Below are 11,459 nucleotides of genomic sequence, written 5' to 3'. Positions count from 1 at the left end.
GACCGGCAAGCTCACCGAGCAAGACGAAGGCGTCAAGCACCGGGGCCGCAAGCTCTCGGACAGCGGCGCCAAGGCGCGCTTCTACCACGCGGTCAGCGAAGCGCATCTGTCGCGCATCCTGAAGGTGGATCTGAGTGAAGAGCTCTTCAGCTACCACATCGACGAGAAGGCCCGGCGCCTCGCCCAGATGATGGACGGCAAGCTGCTGCTGGTGACCAACGCCGAGGGCTTGTCGGCGCCGAACGTGATTCAGCGCTACAAGTCGCTTGCCGACATCGAGCGCGGCTTCAAGGTACTCAAGTCCGAGATCGAGATCGGCCCGGTGTATCACCGCCTGCCCGAGCGGATTCGCGCGCATGCGTCGATCTGCTTCATGGCGCTGATCCTGCACCGGGTAATGCGCAGCCGCCTCAAGGCCGCCGATGCGGGCTACACACCCGAGCGCGCGCTTGAGCAACTGCAGCGCATCCAGCATCACCGCGTGCGCCTGAACGGTGGCGAACCGGTGACGGGCGTGTCGACGATCAGCACGGAACAGAACGAGGTGCTTCATGCCTTAGGAATAGAAAAACCAGCGGCGCCGGAGCAGTTGGCGCTGTTGTAGTGGCATTTTTGAAAGTGTGGTCTAGCAAAAACAAGGGCTTGCGCGCGTAACTGTCGAACTCGGGAGTTCACAGTCGAGCCGCCGGAAAAACTGCGCCACTGGGCCGATGGCACCAAGGCCATGGGCAACAGGGGCCGGATTCGACCCGCCCCTCAATATCGCGCAGGTTCTCGTTCAGCCCCTTCGCCAGGGCGATAGCGAGCGAGCAATTCGCTGGTCGCGTTTGCCAGCAACAAGGCATCGACGCCGACGGCGACGAAGTTCGCGCCCGCAGCCAGGTAGCGACGCACCATGGTTTCGTTGGCTGACAGCACGCCGCCGCCCTTGCCGCTGGCGGCCACTTCGCGCAGTCCGGCTTCGATGGCTGCGACCACTTCGGGGTGCTCGGACGCACCGAGATAGCCCATCGATGCGGCCAGATCAACGGCGCCGAAAAACACGCCATCCACACCGTCGACCGCGATGATCTCGCTGAGGTTTTCCAGACCCGTGGTGGTCTCGACCTGCACCAGCAGACAGACTTCGTCATTGGCGCGCTCCAGGTAGTCTTCGATACGCCCCCAGCGTGACGCGCGTGCCAGCACGCTGCCCACTCCGCGCATGCCTTGCGGCGGGTAGCGCATTGCGCGCACCAACTCTTTGGCCTGTGCCGCGCTATCGACCATCGGCACCAGCACGGTCTGGATGCCGGTTTCCAGCAATTGCTTGATCAGCACCGCGTCACCCTGCGGCGGGCGCACGACCGGCTGTGAGGCATACGCGGCGATGGATTGCTGCTGCGCCAGGATGCTGCGCAATTCGTTCGGCCCATGCTCGGCGTCGATCAACAGCCAGTCGAAGCCCGCGCCGGCGCAGATCTCCGCGCTGTAGGTGTCGGCAAGCCCGAGCCACAGGCCGTACTGAATCTGGCCGCTGCGCAGGGCGGCCTTGAACTTGTTTTCCGTCATTCGCATTTGTTCTCTCCCAGGGCGTCACAGCTTGGAGCGCTCGAGCGAAATAGTGGGTGCGCCAGCAAGTGCGTGCTTTGCGTGTGCGCGCCCAGAGCATCAATTGAGCAGCGCGTCCGTAAATGGGGGTGATCTGTGAATCTGCTGGGGAATGTGGGTTCAGTCCTTTGTCACCCTCACGATCAACTTGCCGAAATTCCTGCCTTCGAGCAGGCCAATGAAGGCTTGTGGGGCATTTTCCAGGCCATCGACGATGTCTTCCTTGAACTTGATCCGACCGTCGGCCACCCATTTGCTCATCTGCGTAAAGAACTCATCGTAGCGATGGCCATAGTCGTCAAAGATGATGAAGCCTTGCATCTTGATGCGCTTGATGAGCAGGGTGCGTGTCAACAGGCTCAGGCGATCCGGGCCGGGGGGCAATGCAGTGTCGTTGTAATGCGCGATGAGACCGCACACGGGAATGCGCGCACCCGTATTGAGCAGAGGCAGCACGGCGTCGAAAACGGCGCCGCCCACACTCTCGAAATAGACATCTATCCCTTTCGCACAGGCTGTGGCCAGCGCTTGCGCGAAATCAGGGCTGCGATGGTCGATGCAGGCGTCGAAACCCAGTTCATTGACCACGTAAGCGCATTTTTCTGCGCCGCCAGCAAGGCCAACGACACGGCAGCCTTTGATTTTGGCGATTTGACCGACGACCGAACCTACCGCACCACTGGCGGCAGCGACCACGACGGTGTCGCCCGCTTTGGGCTGGCCGATGTCGAGCAGCCCCATATAGGCCGTAAAGCCGGGCATGCCGAGCACGCCCAGGGCGAGCGATGGCTGAGCCAGGTCGGCATCGAGCCTGATCAAGTCGTTGGTGTCGGAAAGCGCGAATTTCTGCCAGCCGGTGTTGGCCAGTACGAGATCGCCCACTCGATACCCGGGATGTTGCGAGGCCTCGACACGGGCGACCACCGCGCCGACCATCACCTCGCCAATGCCGACTGCGGCTGCATAAGAAGCGGCGTCGCTCATCCGGCCGCGCATATAGGGATCGAGCGAAAGATAGAGGGTGCGCAGCAAGACCTGGCCCGAGGCGGGCATCGGCACCGGAGTGCTCTGTGCGCGGAAGTTGTCCGGCGTCGGTGCGCCATTCGGGCGTGAGTTGAGAACAATCTGATGATTCATCAGGGTATTTTCGGTCATGGGGATTTTTCCTGTGCGGGGCGGCGGTAGGGCAGGTGCTGAAGAATACGGTAGCTCATTTAGGGTGTAATGTCCTGAGGGGCAGGCGTGGGTTCGCCCCTTGCCCGTCACATCTGGGGCACCATCGAGGGCTCCATGCAGCGTGTGCTCAAGACCGCGCTCGCTGCTCGCAAAAAGCTTGGTTTACTCAGGGAGAGTGCTGATGCTACCGAAACTGCATGTCGTGATCTGCTCCACCCGGCCCGGACGTGTCGGGCCCTCTGTGGCGCGCTGGTTTCATGATTACGCCGCACAACACGGCAAGTTCGATGTCGAGCTGGTGGACCTGGCCGATTTCAAGCTGCCGCTGTATGACGAACCGCTCCATCCAGCTCAGCAGAAATACACGCACGAACACACCAAAAAGTGGGCGGCGAGCGTGGCTGCCGCCGATGCCTATATCTTCGTGACGCCCGAATACAATTACTGCCCGCCGCCTTCCTTGGTCAACGCGCTGGACTACGTGTACCGCGAGTGGAACTACAAGCCCTGCGGCTTCGTCAGCTATGGCGGCGTCTCGGGAGGCTTGCGCGCCGTGCAGGCTGCCAAGCTGCAGGTCACCACCTTGAAGCTGATGCCGATGATGGAAGGGGTGATGGTGCCTATGGTGGCCAGCCTGATCGATGAAGCCGGCCAGTTCCAGTCCAACGCCTTGATCGACAAGTCTGCGCTCACCTTGCTCGACGAGTTGCGTTACTGGACGGATGGTCTCAAGGCCATGCGTGACAAGGGCCGTGAGGGTCCGTGAGCACGAGAGCGCCAAGCCCTCAGGCCCGCTGTGACTTCGTGTGCCGGTGTAGCATGGCCGGCCTTTGCTTGCGCATCCCCTGAAGATGCCCATCCGGCGTCCCTGATCCTGCAACAGGATCGGGCAGAGCGTCCGGCAGGCGGCTGATTGGTGTTCGAAGGTTGAACCACGCGTCCGGGCTTGGCTCAAAGTTCATTGCCTTGCAGCATGCACCCTGCGCAAGAAAGCGAACTGAAGCACTTTATCCTGATGCAGTGGGTGAGGGCCACGGTGCGAACCGTCGTCACCCACTGCATCACCTATTTGAGTACATCTGATACATGAAGACCCCAAGCAGAATCGAACCCCTGGTCATTGACGGCCTGGTTGACCATGTCCACCGCCAGCTCATGAGTGGCAAGGAAGCCATGGTCTATGTCGTGCAGTGTGGTGAGGAGGTTCGTTGCGCCAAGGTGTACAAGGAAGCCAACAAGCGCGGTTTCCACAAGGCGGTGGACTACACCGAGGGGCGCAAGATCAAGAACAGTCGCCAGGCGCGCGCGATGGCCAAGGGCTCGCGTTATGGCCGGCAAGAGCAGGAGGCGGCGTGGCAGCATGCCGAGGTCGACGCGCTGCGGCGGCTTGCAGCGGCCGGGGTGCGCGTGCCGACACCGTACGATTTTCATGAAGGCGTGCTGCTGATGGAACTGGTCACCGATGAAGACGGTGAGCCGGCGCCGCGCCTCAACGACGTCGTGCTGGAGGAGGACGATGCGCGACGCTTCCATGCCGATCTGCTGCGTCAGGTGGTGCGCATGCTGTGTGCAGGCATCGTCCATGGCGACTTGTCCGAATACAACGTGCTGGTCGATCGCAATGGGCCGGTGATCATTGATCTGCCGCAGGCGGTCGATGCCGCCGCCAACAGCAACGCGCGCGCCATGCTCGAGCGCGACGTCAATAATCTGGCGGATTACTTCGGCCAGTTCGTGCCCGCGCTGCGCGATACCGCTTACGGCAAGGAGATCTGGTCGCTGTACGAATCGGGCAAGCTGCAGCCGGAGACGGAGCTCACCGGTGTCTTTGCCGAAGAGGTCGCGCCCGCAGATGTCGGCGAGGTGATGCAGGTGATCGAGGATGCGCTCAGGGAAGAGGCAGCGCGCCAGGCGGGCAGGGCGGAGGCGGGCAACCCCTGAGCTGCGAGGCGATCATCCATGCGTCCCCACTTCACCATCTCGCCCGACGAGATCGAATTCAGTGCCATTCGCGCCCAGGGTTCGGGGGGGCAGAACGTCAACAAGGTGTCGAGCGCAGTGCATCTGCGCTTCGACATCGCAGCTTCCAGCCTGCCCGAGGCGGTGCGCATGCGACTGCGTCAGCTTGACGATCACCGCATCAGCAAGGATGGCGTGGTGATCATCAAGGCGCAAAGTTTCCGTAGCCTGGAGAAGAACCGCGCCGATGCAATTCGGCGGCTGGAAGAGCTCATCGACCGGGTGGCGGTGGAGCCCAAGGCACGGCGTGCCACGCGGCCGACGCGCGGCTCGGTCAAGCGCAGGCTGGAAGGCAAGGCTCGGCGGGCGTCGGTGAAGGCGGTGCGCGCGAAGGTGTGCGGTGATTGATGCCGCGCAACTCAATCACCGGCTGATAGCGGTGTCGGCGGTGTTTGGTGTCGGCGGTGTTTCGGCGCAGTCGAGGGTCTTGAGCAGCAATTCGTACAGACGGTGATCCTGTTCGATCCTGAGCACAGCGAGCTGTCTTGCATCGAGGCGTGCGGCCCTGCGCATCAGCGCAACCGAATCACGCATGTCGCTCAGCAGCACACTTGCTTGCACTCGCTGCGTGCCCGCAGTGGGCCGGTTCGTATGCAAGGCTTCGAAGTGCGAATCCAGTGCCGCAGCCAGCGTCTCATAGTCGGCGGCCCGCATCGGTACTTTCGCGTGCTCCGCCATGGCCTCACGGATGCGTGCGCTCACGGCGTCGATATCGTGCCGGACCAGCGCACAGGCCTCACGCGAAAGGGTCGAAGCTTGTTGGTCTGCAGCGTGCACCTGAGCGGTCATGCCTGCGGCGAAGACCAGCAACAGCGATGCAAGTGTGAGGTGGGGTGCCATCGAGAAAACTCCGCAATCGGAAAAAGTCTGGAGTGTGGGACGGGCATCCTGAATCGGAGCTGAACGGCAGGCATGAAGCTGCAGTTGCGGGTCATCGCCAGCGCTTGCGGGTGGTCGCTGCTCCCTGCGCGTGTAACGATATGGCACATAATCCGGATGGCTGTGGCTGATCAGGATCCATTTTGATTGAGGAGAAATAGAAATGGAAGCTTTGGGAAACGCAAAAAAATTCCTTCAGGCGTGCGAGTTTCAACTGCTGGGTTGGGCTGGCTGCCGGGAGTATGTTGCCGAAGGCGCGACCTTCCACAGCCCGGCGGCGAGCTACGAGGGCTTGAATACGGTGCAGGATTATTGCGAGCAGATTGCTGCCGCCTTCAAGGTGACATTTCTGGGCTCATGCGAGCTGCATGCATCCGCCTATGACCCGGACAACAATGTGGTGTTTCTCTATGGCACGTCGTGCGCCAAACATACGGGCGAAGGCGGGCCGGTACCGAGCACTCATAAACAGGCAAGTGTTCCATTTGTCTTCGTCATGAACATGGATGCGGAAGGAAAGCTCAAGCATCTGGAGAAAATTTACGACGAAGCTTCAGGCAGACGGCAACTGGGGTGGCCACAGATGGTAACCCCCGGCTTTTGACGAACCAGCACCATGAGCCAGGACAACATGCTCCAGGGCGACGCGCCCACCCCGGTTGCCCCGGTAGCGGAGGCCAGGCGCAGGCGTCAGCTGATCGTGCTCGCCATCGTCTGCGTGCTGGCCGGGCTTGCCTATGGCGCGTACTGGATGCTTGTTGCCCGCTTCCGGGTGAGCACGGACAACGCCTATGTTCACGGCAATGTGGTGCAGATCACCCCACAGATTGCGGGCACGATCGTCGCGATCGAGGCCAATGACACGGAGCAGGTCGAGCAGGGACAGCTGCTGGTCCGGCTTGACCCCGCCGATGCGCGCATTGCGCTGGATCAGGCTGAGGCGCAACTGGCGGATGCGGCGCGCGAGGTGCGTGCGGTTTTTGCCAACAACCGGGCACTGGCAGCGACGGTCGAAAGCCGTGAGGCCGAACTGGCCCAGACTGAAGCTGAGCTGGCGCGTCTGAGCGCCGACCTGAAGCGTCGCAAACCCCTGCTTGCAGGGGGCGCGGTTTCCGGTGAGCAGGTACAGCATCTGCAGACCGCCGTTGCCCGTGCCCGTTCGGCGCAACTTGCCGCCAGCGCCAGCCTCGAAGAGGCGCGCGCGCAGCTGAGCAGGAACCAGAGCCTGACGCAGGGCAGCACGCCCGAAACCCACCCGCGTGTATTGGTGGCGGCGGCGCGATACCGTGAAGCCTGGCTGGCCAGCCAGCGCCTGGGCATCAGCGCGCCGGTCGCGGGCACGGTTGCCCAGCGCAGCGCCCAGCTCGGCCAGCGTGTTGCCAGTGGCACGCCCTTGATGGCCATCGTGCCGCTCGATCAGCTGTGGGTCGATGCGAACTTCAAGGAGTCACAGCTTGCCGAGCTGCGCATCGGCCAGCCTGCGCTGCTGACGGCCGACGCCTACGGCAGTGGCGTCGAGTTCAAGGGCACGGTCGCTGGATTGAGTGCAGGGACAGGGGCTGCGTTCGCCTTGCTGCCTGCGCAGAATGCGACCGGCAACTGGATCAAGATCGTGCAGCGCGTGCCGGTGCGCATTGTGCTGGATGCGCAGGAGATCGCCGAGCGTCCCTTGCGCATCGGGCTGTCGATGAAGGTCGCGGTCGACATTCGCGACCAGTCCGGCACGGCGGTGAGCAAGGCGGCGCACAACACGCCGCACAGCACGCCTGTTGCCCGCACCGATGTCTTCGATGATCTCGATCAGGCGGCCTTTGAGCGCATCAATGCCATCGTGTCGGCAAATCTGGGCCATGCGGTCAGCATCAGGCGGCTCGAATGACGCGGCGTTTCAGCGGGAGGCGTTCAGGGCGCACGCCTGTATGGCGCCAGCTTTCAGTGCTGAGTGATCGCCATGGCTGAAGCCCAAGCCACCTATACGCCGCCGCCGCCCCTGCAAGGGGCTCAACTGGTGCTCGGCACGGTGGTGCTTTCGCTCGCCACCTTCATGAATGTGCTCGACTCCTCGATCGCCAATGTCTCGATTCCGGCGATTTCCGGCGATCTGGGCGTCAGCCCCAGTCAGGGCACCTGGGTGATCACCAGCTTCGCCGTTTCCAACGCCATCGCCGTGCCGCTGACGGGCTGGCTGACCCAGCGCTTCGGCATGGTGCGGCTGTTTACATCGAGCATCGTGCTGTTCGTGCTGGCTTCACTGCTGTGCGGTCTGGCGCCGAACATCGGCATGTTGATCTTCTTTCGTGTCATTCAGGGCCTGGTGGCCGGGCCGATGATTCCGCTTTCACAAGCCTTGCTGCTGCAAACCTATCCGCCGGAAAAGTCCGGTGTGGCGCTGGCCATGTGGTCGATGACGACCCTGGTTGCGCCGGTAACGGGGCCGCTGCTCGGTGGCTGGATTACCGACAACATCAGCTGGCCGTGGATTTTTTACATCAACATTCCGATCGGGCTGTTTGCCGCGCTGGTCACCTGGAATCTCTACCGCGATCGCGAAACGCCCATACGCAAGCTTCCCATCGACACCGTCGGCCTGGCGTCGTTGGTGATTTGGGTCGGGGCGCTGCAGATCATGCTCGACAAGGGCAAGGAGCTCGACTGGTTCGCGTCGACCCAGATCATCGTGCTGGGCCTGGTGGCCCTGATCGGCTTCGCCTTCTTCGTGATCTGGGAGCTCAACGAAGAGCATCCGGTGGTCGACCTGCGCCTGTTTGCCCGGCGTAACTTCTGGGTCGGAACCCTGGTGCTGGCGCTCGGTTACGGCGTGATGTTCGGCAACATCGTGTTGCTGCCGCTGTGGCTGCAGCAGTACATGGGCTACACCGCGACCTGGGCAGGCATCATCATGGCCCCGGTCGGTGTGCTCGCCATCGTGCTCTCGCCCTACGTGGGTAATTCCATGCATAAGGTTGATCTTCGCCTGTACGCGACGATTGCCTTCGTGACCTTTGCGATCGTGCTGTGGATGCGCGCGGGTTTCAATACCAGCGCCGATCTCGAAACCTTGTTGATTCCCACCTTCGTGCAAGGGATCGCGATGGCCTTTTTCTTCGTGCCCCTGGTCGCCATCACGCTTTCCGGCCTGCGTCCGGAGAGCATTCCTTCGGCTTCCGGGCTGTCGAATTTCGCCCGTATCACCGCAGGGGCTTTTGGCACCTCGATCATCACCACGCTGTGGGAGGACCGTGCCGCGGAGCACCATGCCCATCTGACCGAGGCGATTACCGATGCCAGCATTGCGACGACGCAGGCCTTGAGCACACTCGACAAGCTTGGGATGACGCGTGATCAGAGTCTTTCTCACATCAACCATCTGATCGAGCAGCAGGCATTCATGCTCAGCGCCAATGATATTTTCGCCGCCTCGGCAGCGCTGTTCCTCTTGCTCGCCGGGCTGGTCTGGCTGGCCAGGCGGGGAGATGCTCAGGCTGCAGGCGCCCCCGGTGGTGCGGGGGGTGCCCATTGATCTGCATGCCCACGCCGACTATGCTCGGACCGGACTCTTCCCCTGGCTTGCGCGCACCATGAAACTCACGGTCTATACCGACTACACGCTGCGCGTCCTGATGTACCTGAGCTTGCGCCACGAGAGTGGTGCGCTCACGACGATCGAGGAAATTGCCGCTGCGTATGACATCTCACGCAACCACCTGATGAAGATCGTGCACCAGATGGGTGCGGCCGGCCTGCTCGAAACCGTGCGCGGGCGCAGCGGTGGCGTGCGCCTGGCGCGCGATCCGGCGGCGATATCGATCGGCATGGTGGTGCGGCTTGCCGAAGGCGATTTTTCGCTGGTCGAGTGTTTCGAGGCGGGCAAGGAGAATTGCTGCACGATCTCGCCGGCTTGCAACCTGACCCGTGGCCTGCGCCGTGCGCTCGACGCCTTCATGTTCGAGCTCGACCGCATGACGCTGCGCGATGCGGTGGCCGCGCCCAGCGTGGCGGCGTCGCTGCTGGGCATTGATGACTCTCAGCGGCGCATCATCCCTCTAGTGCCCGCTTCAGCGTCGCGCACCAGCCGTTCTGCGGGGTGATTGTCTGCTGCGCGCCGTGAGGCAGCGACAAGGCGGGCCAGCGCAAGGCCGCCGACCACAAGCGCCAGCACGATCAGGCCTTGTCCGGTGACGGTTTGCTCATCGAGCAGATAGCTCACGCACAGGCGCTGTTCTTCGTCCTGATACAGCAGGCCGGCAGTGGCCAGCATCCAGGCCATGTTGCCGAGGAAGAAGGCGGCAATCTCGGGTTCGGTGCGGCGCCAGCTCGAGCGCAAGAGGACGCCGGCCAGCCACCAGACGCTGTATTTTGCCCACTGCACGCCGGCATCGAGAAGGCTCAGGTCGAGCATGGACGGAATCATCCACAGCGCGCCGACGCAACTCGCGAAGGCAAGCCCGAGCACACCGTTGGCGTCGATGATGCGCGGCAGCTCGGCCGGCAGGTGGTGGCGTGCGAGCACGGCGCCGGCGGCCCAGCCGCTGGCCAGGAGCAGGGGCAGCTCGACCAGCATGTGCAGCGCCATGCTGCCTTCGAGCACATGACGTAGGGGCGCTACCAGCAGGGCCAGCGGCAGGGCGGGCAGCAGCCATCTGTGCCAGCTCCGCCAGTTGTGGGTCCAGGTTTTCATGTGCGCCTGGCGCCGGCAAGGATCAGCGCGCGCTCAAGTGCCTGCGGCCATTGATCGAGAGCGTAAATGCCTCTCACCGTGCCGCTGGCGTCGATGAGGTGAATGGCGCCGTTATGCACGAAACCCCCCATTCCGTCCGGCACCGCGACCACCCCTAGCGACTGCAGCAATTCGTTCTGGGCTGCGGCATTGACTGGCGTGCCGATCTGCCACAGGTCTGCTTCCTGCTGATGGGTGGTGGCATAGCCTTGCAATGCGGCGGGCGTGTCGTGGGCGCGGTCGAAGGCGATCGATACCAGGCGCACCGGGCTGTTGGCGCCAAAGCGTGCGCGCAGCGTGCGCTGCATGCGGGTGTATTCGGCGCCGAGTGCGCTGCACACGGTCGGACAGCGCGTGTAGATGAAGTCGACCAGATAGACCTCGCCCGCCTTGCCTGGCCAGGGCGTGGGCGCATGCCCCTGCGGGCCTGCCAGCATGATCGGGCGGGCGACCAGGCGTGCGGCGGCGGCGTCGTCGCGGCGTAGCGCCTCGAAGGTCCAGTGTTCGAAGCCACGGGTGATGTAGCTGGCGAGCGCGATGAAAGCGATCAGCAGACTCAAGGCCGCGAGCAAGGTGGCAGCCAGGGCGCCGGGGCGCCCCGCTGAACCTGCGCTGCGTGGGCTCGGGGCTAACACCGCTCTACGACGACACGACCGTCGTCGTCTGCAATGAATTTTGCCGGAGTGCTGAAAAAGCCGAGAAACAGGCTGCGCCCTATCATCTCTGCTTTTTCGCGCAGCTGCTTGCGGTCCGTCGCCTCGAAGCCGGCAGCGGTGTGGCGATACCACAAGCTCATCCAACGCTCAAAGTGCACCGGTTCGACCCCCTTGAGCTGCATGTGCGTGCCAAATACGCTGCCGGAAAAGCTGCGTGTGTCGAGCATCATCGTGCACCAGAACTCCACCATGCGTTCAAGGTGAGTCTCCCAGTGCGCGCCGATCGCGGCATCGAACACCGGCGCCAGCGCGGCGTCGCGGCGCACGTCGGCGTAGAAGGCGTGTACCAGGGCGCGCAGGCTGTCCCGGCTCAATGGATTTGAAGTGGCGGGCGTAGTGGAAGTGGTCATGGCGTGCTCAGG

At 63.0% G+C, this 11,459-nt stretch carries 14 protein-coding genes; 8 read left to right on the top strand and 6 right to left on the bottom strand.

Annotated elements, in window-relative coordinates:
- The coding region (locus tag M622_RS33035; RefSeq protein ID WP_021249956.1) for an IS1634 family transposase at positions 1-604 on the top strand (604 nt) is incomplete at its 5' end.
- Between the two features lie 152 nt (positions 605-756).
- Here the strand turns inward: M622_RS33035 and hpaI are convergent.
- Both hpaI and curA read right to left on the bottom strand, forming a co-directional pair.
- On the bottom strand, positions 757-1,557 hold the full coding sequence (gene hpaI, locus M622_RS33030) for a 4-hydroxy-2-oxoheptanedioate aldolase (protein ID WP_031347105.1): 801 nt from the start codon (positions 1,555-1,557) through the stop codon (positions 757-759).
- Positions 1,558-1,710: 153 nt separating this feature from the next.
- Positions 1,711-2,856, bottom strand: coding sequence for an NADPH-dependent curcumin/dihydrocurcumin reductase (gene curA / locus M622_RS33025; protein WP_281168227.1), 1,146 nt, complete (start codon positions 2,854-2,856; stop codon positions 1,711-1,713).
- A gap of 91 nt (positions 2,857-2,947) precedes the next feature.
- Here curA and M622_RS33020 point away from each other — a divergent pair, with 91 nt between their 5' ends.
- The 3 genes from M622_RS33020 (at position 2,948) to arfB (ending at position 5,133) form a co-directional block, all read left to right on the top strand.
- A complete protein-coding gene (locus tag M622_RS33020) occupies positions 2,948-3,532 on the top strand; it encodes an NADPH-dependent FMN reductase (RefSeq protein WP_031347104.1) in 585 nt (194 codons plus the stop codon).
- A gap of 320 nt (positions 3,533-3,852) precedes the next feature.
- The gene (locus M622_RS33015) at positions 3,853-4,707 is read left to right on the top strand and encodes a PA4780 family RIO1-like protein kinase (protein WP_021249952.1); all 855 of its coding nucleotides are present in this window, start codon (positions 3,853-3,855) and stop codon (positions 4,705-4,707) included.
- A gap of 18 nt (positions 4,708-4,725) precedes the next feature.
- Positions 4,726-5,133, top strand: a complete 408-nt coding sequence (gene arfB, locus M622_RS33010) for an alternative ribosome rescue aminoacyl-tRNA hydrolase ArfB (protein WP_021249951.1) — start codon at positions 4,726-4,728, stop codon at positions 5,131-5,133.
- Between the two features lie 15 nt (positions 5,134-5,148).
- On the opposite strand, the gene M622_RS33005 is transcribed toward arfB, so the two are convergent.
- Entirely contained in the window at positions 5,149-5,625 is a 477-nt protein-coding gene (locus M622_RS33005; RefSeq protein WP_021249950.1) for a hypothetical protein, read from the bottom strand.
- A 202-nt stretch (positions 5,626-5,827) separates the two neighbouring features.
- Here M622_RS33005 and M622_RS33000 point away from each other — a divergent pair, with 202 nt between their 5' ends.
- The 4 genes from M622_RS33000 (at position 5,828) to M622_RS32985 (ending at position 9,752) form a co-directional block, all read left to right on the top strand.
- The gene (locus M622_RS33000) at positions 5,828-6,268 is read left to right on the top strand and encodes a nuclear transport factor 2 family protein (RefSeq protein ID WP_021249949.1); all 441 of its coding nucleotides are present in this window, start codon (positions 5,828-5,830) and stop codon (positions 6,266-6,268) included.
- Positions 6,269-6,280: 12 nt separating this feature from the next.
- The gene (locus M622_RS32995; RefSeq protein WP_021249948.1) at positions 6,281-7,543 is read left to right on the top strand and encodes an HlyD family secretion protein; all 1,263 of its coding nucleotides are present in this window, start codon (positions 6,281-6,283) and stop codon (positions 7,541-7,543) included.
- Positions 7,544-7,615: 72 nt separating this feature from the next.
- Positions 7,616-9,184, top strand: coding sequence for a DHA2 family efflux MFS transporter permease subunit (locus tag M622_RS32990; RefSeq protein WP_021249947.1), 1,569 nt, complete (start codon positions 7,616-7,618; stop codon positions 9,182-9,184).
- Positions 9,174-9,752 carry an RrF2 family transcriptional regulator gene (locus M622_RS32985; protein WP_281168226.1) on the top strand — a complete coding sequence of 193 codons (579 nt, stop codon included), beginning with the start codon at positions 9,174-9,176 and terminating at the stop codon, positions 9,750-9,752. Before M622_RS32990 ends, M622_RS32985 begins: the two co-directional genes overlap by 11 nt.
- Here M622_RS32985 and M622_RS32980 read toward each other — a convergent pair.
- The 3 genes from M622_RS32980 to M622_RS0120390 all read right to left on the bottom strand — a co-directional run bounded on the left by M622_RS32980 (position 9,689) and on the right by M622_RS0120390 (position 11,447).
- Positions 9,689-10,342 (bottom strand): hypothetical protein, encoded by a 654-nt coding sequence (locus M622_RS32980; RefSeq protein ID WP_021249945.1) that lies wholly within the window; start codon positions 10,340-10,342, stop codon positions 9,689-9,691. The genes M622_RS32985 and M622_RS32980 overlap by 64 nt on opposite strands.
- Positions 10,339-10,941, bottom strand: a complete 603-nt coding sequence (locus tag M622_RS32975; RefSeq protein ID WP_157282049.1) for an SCO family protein — start codon at positions 10,939-10,941, stop codon at positions 10,339-10,341. The genes M622_RS32980 and M622_RS32975 overlap by 4 nt, the downstream gene beginning before the upstream one ends.
- A gap of 68 nt (positions 10,942-11,009) precedes the next feature.
- Positions 11,010-11,447, bottom strand: a complete 438-nt coding sequence (locus tag M622_RS0120390; protein ID WP_040830984.1) for a group III truncated hemoglobin — start codon at positions 11,445-11,447, stop codon at positions 11,010-11,012.
- Positions 11,448-11,459: the final 12 nt, after the last annotated feature.

It is taken from the genome of Thauera terpenica 58Eu (assembly GCF_000443165.1).
Classification (GTDB): Bacteria; Pseudomonadota; Gammaproteobacteria; order Burkholderiales; family Rhodocyclaceae; genus Thauera; species Thauera terpenica.
Note: the sequence above shows the minus strand (reverse complement) of the source record. Positions and strands in the feature narration are given on the sequence as shown.

What these genes read in the sequence shown, in the direction of transcription:
- hpaI (WP_031347105.1), bottom strand. Translation starts at nt 1,557, where the DNA reads ATGCGAATGACGGAAAACAAGTTCAAGGCCGCCCTGCGCAGCGGCCAG.
- M622_RS33020 (WP_031347104.1), top strand. Translation starts at nt 2,948, where the DNA reads ATGCTACCGAAACTGCATGTCGTGATCTGCTCCACCCGGCCCGGACGT.
- M622_RS33015 (WP_021249952.1), top strand. Translation starts at nt 3,853, where the DNA reads ATGAAGACCCCAAGCAGAATCGAACCCCTGGTCATTGACGGCCTGGTT.
- arfB (WP_021249951.1), top strand. Translation starts at nt 4,726, where the DNA reads ATGCGTCCCCACTTCACCATCTCGCCCGACGAGATCGAATTCAGTGCC.
- M622_RS33005 (WP_021249950.1), bottom strand. Translation starts at nt 5,625, where the DNA reads ATGGCACCCCACCTCACACTTGCATCGCTGTTGCTGGTCTTCGCCGCA.
- M622_RS33000 (WP_021249949.1), top strand. Translation starts at nt 5,828, where the DNA reads ATGGAAGCTTTGGGAAACGCAAAAAAATTCCTTCAGGCGTGCGAGTTT.
- M622_RS32995 (WP_021249948.1), top strand. Translation starts at nt 6,281, where the DNA reads ATGAGCCAGGACAACATGCTCCAGGGCGACGCGCCCACCCCGGTTGCC.
- M622_RS32990 (WP_021249947.1), top strand. Translation starts at nt 7,616, where the DNA reads ATGGCTGAAGCCCAAGCCACCTATACGCCGCCGCCGCCCCTGCAAGGG.
- M622_RS32980 (WP_021249945.1), bottom strand. Translation starts at nt 10,342, where the DNA reads ATGAAAACCTGGACCCACAACTGGCGGAGCTGGCACAGATGGCTGCTG.
- M622_RS0120390 (WP_040830984.1), bottom strand. Translation starts at nt 11,447, where the DNA reads ATGACCACTTCCACTACGCCCGCCACTTCAAATCCATTGAGCCGGGAC.